Below are 14,572 nucleotides of genomic sequence, written 5' to 3'. Positions count from 1 at the left end.
GAGGTCCTTACATGAATCTTTCTCAGCGTCTGGCTGCAGAGGTATTCGGCACGTTCTGGCTGGTGCTCGGCGGGTGCGGAAGCGCCGTGCTGGCCGCCGCCTTTCCGGGCCTCGGCATCGGCTTTGCCGGCGTCGCACTCGCCTTCGGCCTGACCGTGCTGACGATGGCATTCGCGATCGGCCATATTTCGGGCTGCCACCTGAATCCGGCGGTGAGCGTCGGCCTGACGGTCGCCGGCCGCTTCCCGGCGCGCGATCTCGCGCCGTACATCGTTGCGCAGGTGGTCGGCGCCACGCTGGGTGCGTTCGTGCTGTACCTGATCGCGACCGGCAAGCCGGGCTTCGACGTCGTCGGCAGCGGCTTTGCGACGAACGGCTTCGGCGAGCGCTCGCCCGGCCATTACTCGCTCGGGGCGGCGTTCATCTGCGAAGTCGTGATGACGGGCTTCTTCCTGTTCGTGATTCTCGGCGCCACCGACAAGCGCGCGCCTGCCGGCTTCGCGCCGATCGCGATCGGCCTGTGCCTGACGTTGATTCACCTGATCTCCATCCCGGTCACCAACACGTCGGTGAACCCGGCCCGCTCGACCGGCCCGGCGCTGTTCGTGGGCGGCGAGGCGATCGGCCAGCTGTGGCTGTTCTGGGTCGCGCCGATCATCGGTGCGGCAATCGCGGGGATCGTCTATCCGCTCATCGCCGGGCGCGACGATGCCGTCGGCCTGCTGCCCGCATCCGCTCGCACCAACGAATAAAACGCTACGGGGTCACGCGAGCAGAGCAGCGAGCCTCACGCTGTCGAACAACATAGAGGCAGGTAATTTGGACGGGCGCCGCTGGCGCCCGTTTTTCATGGCCGCTCAGGAAGCGGCGACGCCGTCGAGGGTGTCCTCGAGCGCGAACAGCGTGCGCAGGTGGCGGGCGACGCCCGCGTCGAAGTTGTTGCCGATCCGCGGGATGTGCGGCAGGTGCGCGATCAGGTCGGGGTTCGCGTTGTTCATCATGAACGCGTGACCGGCCGTTTCGAGCAGGTCGATGTCGTTCATGTTGTCGCCGAACGCGATGCAGTGGCCGGCGTCGACGCCGAGCCGCGCGAGCACCGCACGCAGCGCGCGGCCCTTCGACACGTTGGCGGTCATCACTTCGAGACAGTCGGGCAGTGAATACGTGATGTACAGCGCATCGCCGAACCGCACGCGCATCTGCTCGGCGACCACCGCCAGATCGGCCGGCTCGCCGATATACAGCACCTTTGCGATATCGGCGCCGTCGTGCGCGGACATGTCGATCACGTCGTACCGGAATCCCGAATCCTGGTGGAATTCGAGCAGGTGCGGCGCGTCGCGGTCGATCAGCCAGCCGCGGTCGGTGAACAGGTTGACGATCACGCGCCCGTGCGCGCCGGTCACGCCCGGCTGCACGAGGCCGCGGACGATCGCGGGATCGATGTCCTGCGCGTGGATCGCCGTGTCGTCCGGCGCATGCACACGCGCCCCGTTCGACGTGATCAGGTACGGCCGGATGCCCAGCACGTCGCGGATGCCGGCGACGTCCGCATAGTGGCGCCCCGTCGCGATCACGAATTGCAGGCCGTCGCGGTCGAGCCGGCGGACGGTCTCGATCGTGTACGGATCGAGCTGGTGGTCGCTGTTCAGCAGGGTGCCGTCGAGGTCGGTGGCGATGACTTTGTACATGGGGACGGGTGAATGGCGCGCAGGACGCTGCGGAACCGCCATTTTAACGTCGTGCCCAGGGGGCCGCCGGGCGGTTGGGGAACGGGCCGGTTTCGGGCCGTTCGGCCTGCCCGGCCGGCTCACCACTCACCGCACGCCGCCCATTTGAACCGCTCACCCCGCTTCGGCTGCCCTCAATGCCTGCAACGCAAGCCGCAACGCGCCGTGCGCGGAATCGTCGAGCGGCGCGCGCAGCCGGGCCGCGTGGCGCGCCGGCACGGCCGGCGCCAGCGCGTCGGCCAGCCCGCCGCACAGCGCGACCGGCAGCGCCTGCCGCGGATCAAGCGCGTCGATCATCTTGCCGATCTCTTCGCCGGCCTGCGCGATCAGCGCCGCCGCGCAAGGATGGTCGCGGTGCGCGAACACGATCGGCGCGAGGCGCGCGTAGATCGTCTGGTTCGCATCGCACGACCACTGGACGAGTCCGTCGCGATCGTGCACGCCCGTTTCCGCGAGCAGCGCGCCGGCGAACGCGTCGCGCGGCACGCGGCCGTCGAGCGCCTGCTGCGCGTATGCAAGCGCGCGCATGCCGAGCCACGCACCGCTCGCCTCGTCGCCGGACGGAAAACCGAAGCCGCCCGCGATGCGGCAGTCGCCCGCCGTGTCGAGCGCCGCCGCGATGCTGCCCGTGCCGAGTGCGACGATGAGCCCCGGCGCGCCGCCGTGCGCGCCGACGACGGTCGTATACGCGTCGCTCTCGATCGCGAGCGCGTCGAGCGGCGCCTGCGCACGGAATGCGGCGAGCCACGCGGCGTTGTTGACGCCAGCCAGCCCGCAACCGAGCGCGCATTGCGACCAGTCGAACGCGAGCCCGGCCAGCGTGAAGGCGTCGGCGCAGGCCGCGCCGATCGATGCCCACGCGCGCTCGATGCCGAGGCCGAGCCCCGACGGGCCGCCGCGCCCCTGCGCGAGCTCGCGCCCGTGCCGGTCGGCCAGTACCGCACGGGTGCCGGTGCCCCCGCCGTCGATGCCGATCGCAAAAAGTAGTGCCGTCATGCGTTGATCCTGCTGATTCGAACAGGCGCCAAGCTTAACCGGATCGGCGCCGCACGCCCATCTGCCGTTCGGCCAGCTATGCCGTGAATGGGCCTTCCGCTATGCTGGCACGATCGAATCGACTCTGGAACGAGGCTGACGATGTCGCAGCGGTGCAACTGGGTAAGGACGGAAGCGGATGCTCACTATCACGATACCGAGTGGGGCGTGCCGTCGCATGACGATCGCCATCTGTTCGAAATGTTGATTCTGGAAGGCGCGCAGGCGGGGCTGTCGTGGTCGACGATCCTGAACAAGCGTGCCGGCTATCGCGAGGCGTTCGCCGAGTTCGATGTCGACGCGGTCGCGCGCTTCACGCCGAAGCACATCGAGAAGCTGCTCGAAAATCCGGGCATCGTGCGCAATCGCGCGAAGGTGGAGTCCGCGGTGACCAATGCCCGGGCCGTGCAGCGCATTCGCGACGACCACGGGTCGCTCGCGCAATTCCTGTGGTCGTTCGTCGACCATACGCCGGTGCAGAACGCGTGGCAGTCGTATCGCGACGCGCCCGCATCGACCGCCGAGTCCGATGCGCTCAGCAAGGCGCTGAAGGAATACGGCTGCAAGTTCGTCGGCTCGACGATCTGCTACGCGCTGATGCAGGCAACCGGGATGGTCAACGACCACGAGACCGGCTGCCCGTGTCACGCCAAATGCGCGGCGCTCGGCGGCAAGCAGCAACCGGCACGGCGCCGCAAGGCAGGCTGACGGCGACGCAGCCCCGCCCGGCGGGCCGGATTGGTGCATCGATACGTCATCGCGTCGTGCGTGGCCCGCACGCACGCGCTTGCGCTTCTTCAAACAGATGCCGATCGCGTCACGCCGACGCCGAGCGTCGCGATGACCACTTCGGAACGCCCCCCGCGGCGGCCCGAGACCGCCCGGCAATCCGTCGAACCCGCCGCGCCGCCGCCAGGCGGCCACCCCGCCAAGGCTTGAATCCCGAGATCGAAGCCGATTTTCCGGCCCGAAAAGCAAAACGGCGGAGCGGCTTCTTTCGAAGCACGCTCCGCCGTTTCGCGGCGAACCGTAGATGCTCTTAGTGGAGCTTCTTCGGCAGCATCTGGCTGCGCAGGCGCTTGTGCAGGCGCTTGACGGCAGCTGCCTTCTTGCGCTTGCGGACTGCGGTCGGCTTTTCGTAGGACTGGCGTTCGCGCAGTTCAGCGATCAGGCCATTTTTTTCGATAGCACGGCGAAAGCGGCGAATCGCCACTTCGAACGGCTCGTTTTCTTTCAGAAGAATCGTCGTCATGTCGTTCCTAAATTGCTTAAACGGTCAAAAACGTAGCGGCCAAGCGCCACGCACCGGCCATCCGGGCGTCCCCACAACAGGCGAAACGAGCGGAAATACGGCCTCGGAGGCCGGAAAAGAGAGGCACAAAGCACCGCGAGTACGCTTCACAAGCCGCGTGCAGCGCCGCGTTTGACTGCCAGCAAGAGTGCCGGGACGGCACAGGCTTGACAGAAAATCTCAATTCAGCCCGCCATCATATCAGGAAATCACAGACAAAACTATCCTTTTGTCGATCCCGCTTCGCCGCCCCGCGCGGCGCGGCCGCATACACCGTCCAACGAGACCGTCGCGCAACCCCGCCAAAATCGCTGCCAGCCATACCAGGCGCGGACTTCGCGGCAGCGGCATGCTTCCGTCCCGATTTTCCTCACACATCCCTCTAAAGTTTTCGCCGGGTGCCGCCGTCAACCAGGAAAGGCGGGCAGCGCCACTCGCGATAAAGCGCAACGCCGAAAACGAACCTGATCCTGTCTGTACTCAGGCATTTTCCAAAACGAGGAAGCAAATGCTGAACATCAACACCAACATCCTTTCGCTGTCGACGCAGACGAATCTGTCGGGCTCGCAAAACGCGCTGTCGCAAGCGATCAACCGCCTGTCGTCGGGCAAGCGCGTGAACAGCGCGGCAGACGACGCAGCGGGCCTCGCAATCGCGACGACCCAGACGGCCGCGATCAACGCGCTGAACCAAGGCGTGTCGAACGCGAACAACGGCATCTCGATGGTCCAGACGACGGCCGGCGCGCTCCAGTCGATCGTCGACAACCTGCAACGTATCCGCCAGCTGGCAGTTGAAGCAGGCGACGGCTCGCTCGACTCCAACGCACGTGCAAACCTGCAGTCGGAAGTCTCGACCCGTCTGACGGAAATCTCGCGCGTCGCAACGCAAACGACGTTCAACGGTCAATCCGTCCTGCAAGGCCTGGGCACGGTCAGCTTCCAGATCGGCGCAATCAACGGCCAGACGATCGCAGCGAACTTCGGCTCGCAGAGCTGGGACTCGGCAAACCTCGGCCTCTCCGCGCTGACGGTTTCGAGCGTCACGGATTCGCAAGCCGCGATGGGCTCGATCGACGCAGTGCTGACGAAGGTCAACACGTTCCAGGCAACGCTCGGCGCAACGCAGAACACGTTCCAGTCGGCCATCACGAACACGCAGACGCAGTCGACCAACATGTCGGCAGCCCGTTCGCAGATCACCGACGCGGACTTCGCGACGGAAACGGCGAACCTGAGCAAGGCGCAAGTGCTGCAGCAAGCAGGTATCTCGGTGCTGGCACAAGCGAACTCGCTGCCGCAGCAAGTCCTGAAGCTCCTGGGTTAATACCCCATGACCGGCGGCGCGCGTCTCGCGACGCGCCGTCCGCCGGCACGGGCGCCGCGACCTGGGTCCGGCGCCCGCGCCTTTTCATCGCGCACCCGGGAGGCTCACCTCCCGTTGCGCGCTTGTTCGACACCGACGCGCGATTCGCCCGAACCTGTCCGGCGATGCGGACCGGAGCACCCGAATGACCTCGACGACCACCACCACCACGTCCTCCAGCGACCTGAACACCGCGCTCCAGCAGGCTGCGCAGTCCCTCATCAGCGGCTCGACGAAGTCGTCGCTCGACGTCAATTCGCTCGTCTCCGCGCTCGTCACCGCGAAGACCGCCGCGCAAACGACCGCACTCGCGAACAAGCAAACGTCCGACAACACCGAACTGTCCGCGATCGGGCAGATCAAGTCACAGCTCGCGGCGCTGCAAACGGCGCTGAAGGGCCTCACCGACGGCACGGCGCTGTCGGCACTGACCGCGACGGCCAGCGGCTCCGGCCTCACCGCCACCACCGCGAGCGGCGCGGCGGCCGGCACGTACGCGGTGAAAGTCAACGCGGTCGCGACCGCCAACTCGATTTCTTCGCCGGCGCTCACGTCGTCCGACACGATCGGCAGCGGCACGCTGACCGTCGGCGTCGGCACCGGCTCGATGCAGCTGTCGGTCTCGTCGACCGATACGCTCGCGACGATCGCCGCGAACATCAACAAGGCCTCGAACAACCCGGGCGTGACGGCCACCGTGATCAACGCGTCCGACGGCCAGCATCTGGTGCTCTCGTCGAACAACACCGGGGCGGCGAACACGGTGTCGATCACCGCGGGCGCCGGCCTGAACAGCAAGCTCGACTCGACGCAGTCGACCTACAACACGGTGACGCCCGCCGCGGACGCCAACATCACGATCGCCGGCAGCACCGTGACGAGCGCGACGAACCAGATCTCCAACGCGCTGACCGGCGTCACGCTGAACCTGACGGCCGCCGCGGTCAACACGACGCAGACGCTCACGATCGCGCAGGACACGACCGGCATCACGACGGCGATCAACAATTTCGCGAAGGCGTACTCGACCTTCGTCACGACGGCATCGAGCCTGTCGTCGTACACGACCACGTCGTCGGGCTCGACGGCCGGCCCGCTGCTCGGCGACGCGATGCTGAACTCGATCACGAACGGCCTCGCGACCGCGCTCAGCGGCGGCGTCACGTCGGGCGGCAAGACCTACAGCCTGTCGTCGATCGGCATCAACCTGAACACCGACGGCACGCTCACGGTCGACAGCACGAAGCTGCAGACCGCACTCACGACCAACGGCTCGGCCGTCTCGGCGATCTTCAACTCGACGAACGGCGTCGGGGTCGCGCTGAACAACTTCGCGAATTCGTACTCGCAGACGGGCGGCCTGATCGACCAGCGCACGGCCTCGCTGAACAAGGACCTGTCGAACCTGCAGGACCAGGCGACGCAGCTGAAGAACTACCAGGACTCGCTCACGGCCCAGTACAACGCGCAGTTCACCGCGCTCAACACGCTGATGACGAAGATGCAGAACAACCAGCAGTACCTGACGCAGCTGTTCGGCGGTGCGAGCAGCGCCGGCACGCTCGCCACCAACAAGTGACGGACCGGCACCCGGCCGCCGCCCACGAGGACTACTCGCCATGGAACACACTTCGCTGACACGCGCGCTGGCGCTCACGCACGCGCTCGCGGACGCCGTCTCACACGACGCATGGGAGCGCGCCGCCGCGCTCGTGGACGAACGCGCGACGCTGCTGATGTCGCTCGACGCGGACCAGACGCCGGATGCGCTCGCGATCGTCCGCGAGATCCAGCGGCTCGACGCGATCGTCACCGAACAGGCGAAGGCCGGCCGCGAGCGGCTGATGACGAATCATCGGCTGGCGCTGCAGCGCATCGACGCGGCATCGCGTTATCAGTCGACCGGGATGCTCGGCTGAACCGCACCGACGCGTAACGAACGAGAACAACAACGACGCCCGCGAGGGCGCACTCCTCGAAGAGCCGCAGCGATGCGGCTTCTTTTTTTGGGATGTCCGCATGCACCGCATGCGCCGCACCGCGCCGCGATGCCCGGCGGCGCGGCGCCGGGCCGGCCGCGGCCGTTACCGCGCCGGCGCGTCGTCCGGTGTGCCGGCGAGCCATGCGTCCCACATGCCGTGGAACGCGTCCTCGAGGTGGCGGGCGAACCGCTTCGCGTCGCCGAGCGGCGAACGCTGCATCTGCTGACGCAACCCGGCACGCATCGCCGCGAGCTCGCCGCGATCGCGGGAGAACGCGACGGCCTTCGCAATGTAGTCCGCTTCGTCGCTCGCGATCCAGTCGCCGAGACCGGCCGCATGCAGCAGGCTCTCGCAGATGTGCGTGACGAACCGCTCTCCCTTCATCCCGAGCACCGGCACGCCCATCCACAGCGACTCCGCCGTCGTCGTGCCGCCTGGGTACGGGAACGGGCTCAGCATCACGTCCGCGCGGTTGTACGCAGCGAAGTATGCGTCGCGCGACGAGCCCTGCTCGAGGATCAGGCGGTCGGCGTCGATGCCGTGCGCCGCAAAGCGCGCGCGCGTCGCATCGCAGATGTCCTCGACCGCGAGTTCATACGCCTTGAGCAGCAGCTTCGCGCCCGGCACGGTGTGCAGCAGGCGCGACCAGACGCGCACCACGTCGTCGGTCACCTTGACGAGCTTGCCGAAGCAACCGAACGTGATGTGCCCGTTGCGCAGCATCGGCAGCGGGCCGACCTGCACGTCGTACGGCGGCGGCGTGAAGCACAGGTAGCTGTCCGGCAGCCGCCACGGCCGCTCGACGAAGTGCGCTTCCTCGGCGGCCGGCAGCACGTGCGCATCGCCGAGGAAATAGTCCATCTCCGCGATGCCGGTCGACGCGAAAAAGCCGAGCCAGCTCACCTGGATCGGCGCCGGCTTCCATGCAAAGGCAGGCAGCCGGTTGTGCGCCGTATGTCCGGCCAGGTCGACGAGCACGTCGATCCGCTCGTCGTGGATGCGTCGGGCCGTCTGCTCCGTCCCGAGATCCGTGATGCGATGCCAGCCGTCGAAATGCGGCTTCAGCCGCGCGGTGTAGTCGTCCTCGGTGTCGAACGTCGTGAACGCGACCAGTTCGAGCCGCGACCGATCGAGATGCGCGACCACGCTTTCGAGAAAGATGCCGACCGGGTGCCGCCGGAAATCGCCCGACACGAAGCCGACACGCAACCTGCGCCCGTTCAGCGGCGCCGGCCGGTGCCGCCACGGCTGCGCGTGCATCGACATGCGCGCGCCGAAAACACGCGCATCCGCCAGGTACGCATCCGGGTCGAAGCTGGTCTGGCCCGCGAGGCAGAACAGCAGCGACGTGTAGGTGCCCGGATTGTCGGGATCGCACTCCAGCGCGCGGCGATAGCACCGGATCGCCGCGTCGACGTCGCCGGTCTTGCGCAGCACGTCCGCGAGATGCGCATGCCGGCGCGCGGTGCCGGGTTCGAGTGCGACGGCGGCCTGCGCGCTTTCCAGCGCTTCATGGACGCGCCGCGCCTGGCACAGCGCGATCGACAGGTTCTGGTGAATGTCCGCCGAATCCGGATCGAATTCGAGCGCATGCCGGTACTGCACGATCGCGTCGTCGACGCGGTCCAGCCAGTAATACGCGTGGGCCAGGTTCACATAGCCTTCCGCGCGGCGCGGATCCAGCTCGATGGCCCGCTTGCCGGCCTCGACGGACTCCTCGATCCGGTTCTGGCTCTTCAGCGCCCGGCTCAGGTTGAGGTGTGCGTCGACGTCGCCGCCGGACAGCTCGACAACCCGTTCGAAATGCTCGATCGCTTCGTCGTTCCGGCCCGCTTCACGCAGCGCACTGCCGAGACAGTTGTGGACCTGCGGATCCAGCGGATCGAGTTCGACCGCCCGGCGCAGCGTCGCGATGGATTCGTCGAGGTCGCCGCGTGCGAGCAGCGCGGTGCCGAGATTGCCGTGCACGATCGCCCGGCCCGGGTTCAGCGCGACGGCCGCGCGGTAGCTGTCCACCGCCGCGTCGAACTTGCGCTGCGTCGTCAGCACGTTGCCGAGATTGTTGTACGCATCGGCGTAGCGCGGATCGTGTTCGATCGCCTTGCCGTATGCGAGCACCGCCGCATCCGCCTGCCCCAGATCCTTCAGCGCGTTGCCCAGGTTGTTGTACGCCTGCGCATAGTCCGGCCGCAGCGCGATCGCCTGCGCGCAGTGCTGCATCGACGCATCCGGCTGCCGCGCCTCGCGCAGCGCATCGCCCAGGTTGTTGTGCGCTTCCGCGTAGTCCGGCTGTCGCTGCACCGCTTCGCGGTACTGAGCGATCGCATCGTCGAGCCGGCCTCGCTCGCGCAGCGCGTTGCCCAGATTATTGTGATAGATCGCGCTCGGATACGCGTCGATCGAGCGGCGCATCAGCGCGATCCCCTCTTCCGGCTGCCCTGCCTGACAGGTCAGCAGCCCGAGGAAATGCAGCGCGTCCGGATGCGCGGGCTCGCGCGCGAGCAGCTGCTCGTAGCCCGCCTTCGCGTCGCCCAGCCGGCCCGCCTGGTGATGCGCCAGTGCGGCGCCGAGAATGTCCGTGGTCTGTTGCATGTCGTCGTTTCGTCGTTCGCGCGCCGCCCTGCCGGGCGGCTCAATTCCGTTCGTCGCCCGCTGCGGCCCGCTAGTCGGCGCCCGCGTTCGTCCTGTCCATCCACATCCCGTGAAACGCCTCCTCGAGATGTTTCGCGAAGCGCGGCGCGTCGCACAGCGGCGACGCGAGCAGCCGCGCGCGCAATGCCTGCCGCAGCACACCGAGCCGCTGCGGATCGGCCGCCGCGGCCACGGCCTTCGCGACGTAGTCGTCTTCGTCATGGGCGATCCAGTCGCCGAGGCCGACCGTCTGCAGCACGCTCTCGCAGATGTGCGTGACGAACCGCGCTCCCTTCATCCCGAGCACCGGCACGCCCATCCACAGCGACTCGGCCGTGGTCGTGCCGCCCGGGTACGGAAACGGGCTCAGCATCATGTCGACGCGGTGATAGGCCGTCAGGTAATCGGCGCGCGGCGAGCGGCCTTCCATTACCAGCCGACTCGCGTCTATCCCGTTGCGGGCGAACCGCTCGACCGTCCGGCGCACCGCATGCGCGCCGTCGAGCTCGCCCGCCTTCAGGAACAGCCGCGCGCCCGGCACCGCGGCAAGCACCCGCGACCACACGCGCACGACCGCATCGTTCATCTTCCCGAGCTTGCCGAAATAGCCGAACGTCGTCACCCCGTTCTCGCGTTGCGGCAACGGACCGACGTCGAGCGCCGGATGCGGCGGCGTGAAGCACAGATAGCTGTCGGGCAGCCGCCACGGCCGCTCGACGAAATGCGCTTCCTCATCGGCCGGCAGCACGTGCCGGTCGCCCAGCACGTAGTCGATCGCGCGCAGCCCCGTCGACGCGAAGAAGCCGATCCACGTGACCTGCACCGGCGCGGGCTTCCATGCGAACACGCCGAGCCGGTTTAGCGCCGTGTGGCCCGACAGGTCGACGAGGACGTCGATGCCATCCGCACGAATCCGCTGCGCCGCCTGTTCGTCCGACAGGTCAAGAAGCGGATGCCACGCGTCGAAATACGGTTTCAGGCGCGCGGTCGTGTCGTCTTCCGCCGCCGACGTCGGATAGGCGATCAATTCGAGCCGGTGTCGATCGAGATGCGCCAGCACGCCTTCGAGGAAAATGCCAACCGGATGCGTCACCAGGTCGCCCGACACCCAGCCGATGCGCAGTCGTCCGCCCGACGGGCGCGAGCCGATGTCGGCATGCGCGAGCGGCCGTGCATCGGCTTCGACGTGTTCGCCGAAATGCCGTGCGGCACGGCGCGTCTCTTCCTGGTCGATCGACGGGTGCGTGGCGAGCGCGAAGATCAGCCGGTCGTGCAGGACCGGATTCGTCACGTCGAGCTCGACCGCGCGGCGGTAATGCGCGAGTTCGCCATCCACATCGCCGAGCATGCCGAGCACGTCGCCGAGCGTCATGTGCGCGGGCGCCGCGCGGTCGTTCAATGCGAGCGCCGCGCGCGCGTGATGCAGCGCGTCGTCGGCGCAGTTCTGCTTCAGCAGCACCATCGCGCAGCGATGATGCGCGTCGACGTCGTTCGCATCGAGTTCGGTCGCGGCCCGGTAGCACATGACGGACGCGTCGTACTTGCCCAGATCGTGATACATGTCGCCGAGCATGCGGTAGGCGGGACCGTGATCGGGCGCCAGCTCGAGCGCACGCGTCATGCACTGGGCCGCACGCGCCGTCTGCCGCCGGCGGTACAGCACCTCCGCGAGGCCCGCGTGCGCGTCGGCGCGCAACGGCGACAGTTCCGCGGCGCGCTCGAAATGCTCGATCGCCGCGTCGGCCAGCCCTGCGTCGCGCAGCGCGGTACCGAGATCGACGCGCGCCTGCGCGTCGGCGGGCGCCAGTTCGACGAGACGGCGCAAGGTCGCGATCGCCTCGTCGCGGTCGCCGCGCGCAAGCAGCGCCGCGCCGAGATTGCGGTGCGCGATCGGGCTGGCCGGGGCCAGCGCGACGGCCGCGCGGTAGCTGTCCACCGCCGCGTCGAACTTGCGCTGCGTCGTCAGCACGTTGCCGAGATTGTTGTACGCATCGGCGTAGCGCGGATCGTGTTCGATCGCCTTGCCGTATGCGAGCACCGCCGCATCCGCCTGCCCCAGATCCTTCAGCGCGTTGCCCAGGTTGTTGTACGCCTGCGCATAGTCCGGCCGCAGCGCGATCGCCTGCGCGCAGTGCTGCATCGACGCATCCGGCTGCCGCGCCTCGCGCAGCGCATCGCCCAGGTTGTTGTGCGCTTCCGCGTAGTCCGGCTGTCGCTGCACCGCTTCGCGGTACTGAGCGATCGCATCGTCGAGCCGGCCTCGCTCGCGCAGCGCGTTGCCCAGATTGTTGTGATAGATCGCGCTCGGATACGCGTCGATCGAGCGGCGCATCAGCGCGATTCCCTCTTCCGGCTGCCCTGCCTGACAGGTCAGCAGCCCGAGGAAATGCAGCGCGTCCGGATGCGCGGGCTCGCGCGCGAGCAGCTGCTCGTAGCCCGCCTTCGCGTCGCCCAGCCGGCCCGCCTGGTGATGCGCCAGTGCGGCGCCGAGAATGTCCGTGGTCTGTTGCATGTCGTCGTTTCGTCGTTGCGTCGTTTCGCGCGCGGTCCGGTCGATGAGTCAGCCGAGCGGGCGGGCGATGTCGCTGGCCCGGTCCGCGCGACGGGCCCACATTCCGTGGAACGCGTCCTCGAGATGCCGCGCGAAGCGCGGCGCATTGCACAGCGGCGATGCGATCAACTGCATGCGCAGGCCGGTCCGCAGCAGCCGCAGTTGCGCCGGATCGGTCGCGAAGGCCGCGGCCTTCGCGACGTAGTCGTCTTCGTCGCGCGCGACCCAATCGGCCAGGCCGACCGTCTGCAGCAGGCTTTCGCAGATGTGCGTGACGAACCGGTCGCCCCGGATGCCGAGCACGGGCACGCCCATCCACAACGCATCGGCGGTCGTCGTGCCGCCCGAATACGGGAACGGGCTCAGCATCACGTCGACGCGACGGTACGACGCCAGGTATTCGCCGCGCGGCGCATTCGGCTCGAGCAGCAGCCGCGCCGGATCGATGCCGTGCTGCGCGAACCGCTCGCGCGTGCGGCGCACCGCGTACGCGCCGGCCAGCTCGCTCGCCTTGAGCAGCAGCCGCGACCGGGGCACCGCCGCGAGCACCCGCGACCAGACGCGTACGACCGCGTCGCTCATCTTCCCGAGCTTGCCGAAATAGCCGAACGTCACCGCGCCGCCGGCCAGCTGCGGCAGCGGGCCCGGCACGATCGCGTCGCGCGGCGGCGTGTAGCACAGATAGCTGTCGGGCAGGCGCCACGGCCGCTCGACGAAATGCGCTTCCTCGTCGGCCGGCAGCACGTGGCGATCGCCCAGCACGTAATCGATCGCGTCGAGCCCGGTGGTCGCGACATAGCCGATCCACGACACCTGCACCGGCGCCGGCTTCCACGCGAACAGCGCAAGCCGGTTGAAGATCGTGTGGCCCGCCGCGTCGATCAGGATGTCGATCGCATCGTCGCGAATTCGCCGGGCCGCGGCCTCGTCGCTCAGCGCGGCGAGGCTCGTCCAGCCCGCGAACAGCGGGCGCAGCCGCTGTGTCAGGTCGTCCTCGACATCGCGAGTGGGATACGCGACGAACACCACGCGCGTGCGATCGGTCGCGCGCAGCACGCTTTCGAGGAAATAGCCGACCGGGTGATGCTTCAGGTCGCCCGATACGATGCCGACCCGCAGCGGTCTCGCGCCATCGGCCGTCGGCCACGAGCGGTACGGCACCGCTCGCGCGGCGGCCTGCGCGCCGTAATGCCGCGCGGCATCGAAATGAACGTGCGGCGCGGCGGCCGCGCTGTAATTCAACGCGAACAGCAGGTTGTCGTGCGGCTCGAGCAGATCTGGCCGCAACGCGATCGCGGCGCGGTAGCCTTCAAGCGCGGCCTCCAGTTCGCCCGCATCGAGCATCGCGTTCGCGAGATTGTTGTAGGCCTGCGCGTGGTCGGGCCGCAGCCGGATCGCCGTGCCCAGCGCCTCCACCGCGCCTTCGCAATCCTTCAGCGTGCGCAACGCGTTGCCGAGGTTGTTGTACGCGTCCGCATCGTCCGGCTGCAGCGCGAGCGCCTGCCGGAAGCACTCGGCCGCCGCCGCGGGCCGGTTGTGCGCGGCCATCACGGTGCCCAGGTTGTAGTAATAGCGTGCCTGCGGATCGCGCCGGATCGCGTCCGCGATCGCCGCGACGGCAGCGTCGAAGTCGCCGCGGCGAAACGCGACCAGCCCGTGCACGTGCAGCGCCTCGGCCCGCTCGGGCTCGCGCTGCCGCACCTGTCGGCACAGACGCTCGGCGGCGTCGAGCCGGCCCGCGTCGTAATGGTCCAGCGCGGACGCGAGCAGCGCCTCGACTGGCGTGTCCGCGCCGGACGGGCCGTCGGACGGTTCCCGTACGCCGCCGGACAGGTATCCGCGTTCGAGGAGGTTTTCGTTCATAGGCGGGGCTTCCGCTGGGTCCGCTGGGTCTGCTGGGTCTGCGATAGGCATGGATGACGAACCGGCCGCCCGGGCGACTGCCCCGGACGATGCCCGGACGGCGCTTCCGGCGTGCGACAGCCG

At 68.3% G+C, this 14,572-nt stretch carries 11 protein-coding genes; 5 read left to right on the top strand and 6 right to left on the bottom strand.

The annotated features are described in order from the left end of the window. The first annotated feature begins 11 nt into the window (after positions 1 to 11). Positions 12 to 752 carry an aquaporin Z gene (aqpZ, locus tag WS87_RS01815; protein ID WP_059601946.1) on the top strand — a complete coding sequence of 247 codons (741 nt, stop codon included), beginning with the start codon at positions 12 to 14 and terminating at the stop codon, positions 750 to 752. 105 nt (positions 753 to 857) lie between these two features. Here aqpZ and WS87_RS01810 read toward each other — a convergent pair whose 3' ends face one another. Further along, positions 858 to 1,691, bottom strand: a complete 834-nt coding sequence (locus WS87_RS01810) for a Cof-type HAD-IIB family hydrolase (protein ID WP_059816502.1) — start codon at positions 1,689 to 1,691, stop codon at positions 858 to 860. Positions 1,692 to 1,844: 153 nt separating this feature from the next. Continuing rightward, entirely contained in the window at positions 1,845 to 2,726 is an 882-nt protein-coding gene (locus WS87_RS01805; protein WP_059816498.1) for a BadF/BadG/BcrA/BcrD ATPase family protein, read from the bottom strand. Between the two features lie 141 nt (positions 2,727 to 2,867). Here WS87_RS01805 and WS87_RS01800 point away from each other — a divergent pair, with 141 nt between their 5' ends. After that, positions 2,868 to 3,473, top strand: coding sequence for a DNA-3-methyladenine glycosylase I (locus WS87_RS01800; protein WP_059816493.1), 606 nt, complete (start codon positions 2,868 to 2,870; stop codon positions 3,471 to 3,473). Positions 3,474 to 3,804: 331 nt separating this feature from the next. Here the strand turns inward: WS87_RS01800 and rpsU are convergent, their stop codons facing one another. Further along, a complete protein-coding gene (rpsU, locus tag WS87_RS01795) occupies positions 3,805 to 4,017 on the bottom strand; it encodes a 30S ribosomal protein S21 (protein WP_006401410.1) in 213 nt (70 codons plus the stop codon). Between the two features lie 547 nt (positions 4,018 to 4,564). Between rpsU and WS87_RS01790 the strand changes: the two genes are divergently transcribed. From WS87_RS01790 to WS87_RS01780, 3 genes are all read left to right on the top strand, one after another. Further along, positions 4,565 to 5,383, top strand: a complete 819-nt coding sequence (locus WS87_RS01790) for a flagellin domain-containing protein (protein WP_059508662.1) — start codon at positions 4,565 to 4,567, stop codon at positions 5,381 to 5,383. A gap of 184 nt (positions 5,384 to 5,567) precedes the next feature. Then, complete coding sequence (gene fliD, locus WS87_RS01785; RefSeq protein ID WP_059691527.1) at positions 5,568 to 7,001, top strand: flagellar filament capping protein FliD; 1,434 nt, start codon at positions 5,568 to 5,570, stop codon at positions 6,999 to 7,001. A gap of 40 nt (positions 7,002 to 7,041) precedes the next feature. Continuing rightward, positions 7,042 to 7,341, top strand: coding sequence for a flagellar protein FliT (locus WS87_RS01780; RefSeq protein ID WP_059816490.1), 300 nt, complete (start codon positions 7,042 to 7,044; stop codon positions 7,339 to 7,341). A 165-nt stretch (positions 7,342 to 7,506) separates the two neighbouring features. Here the strand turns inward: WS87_RS01780 and WS87_RS01775 are convergent, their stop codons facing one another. From WS87_RS01775 to WS87_RS01765, 3 genes are all read right to left on the bottom strand, one after another. After that, positions 7,507 to 9,996 (bottom strand): tetratricopeptide repeat protein, encoded by a 2,490-nt coding sequence (locus tag WS87_RS01775; RefSeq protein ID WP_059816485.1) that lies wholly within the window; start codon positions 9,994 to 9,996, stop codon positions 7,507 to 7,509. Between the two features lie 70 nt (positions 9,997 to 10,066). Then, positions 10,067 to 12,547: a tetratricopeptide repeat protein gene (locus tag WS87_RS01770; protein WP_059816482.1), complete on the bottom strand. Its 2,481-nt coding sequence runs from the start codon at positions 12,545 to 12,547 to the stop codon at positions 10,067 to 10,069. A gap of 48 nt (positions 12,548 to 12,595) precedes the next feature. Beyond that, positions 12,596 to 14,449 carry an O-linked N-acetylglucosamine transferase, SPINDLY family protein gene (locus WS87_RS01765; RefSeq protein WP_082750569.1) on the bottom strand — a complete coding sequence of 618 codons (1,854 nt, stop codon included), beginning with the start codon at positions 14,447 to 14,449 and terminating at the stop codon, positions 12,596 to 12,598. Positions 14,450 to 14,572 lie beyond the last annotated feature (123 nt).

The sequence above is a fragment of the Burkholderia sp. MSMB0856 genome (assembly GCF_001524645.2).
Classification (GTDB): domain Bacteria; phylum Pseudomonadota; class Gammaproteobacteria; order Burkholderiales; family Burkholderiaceae; genus Burkholderia; species Burkholderia diffusa.
The sequence above is the reverse complement of the archived record's forward strand: the minus strand, read 5'-3'. Positions and strand labels throughout refer to the sequence as shown.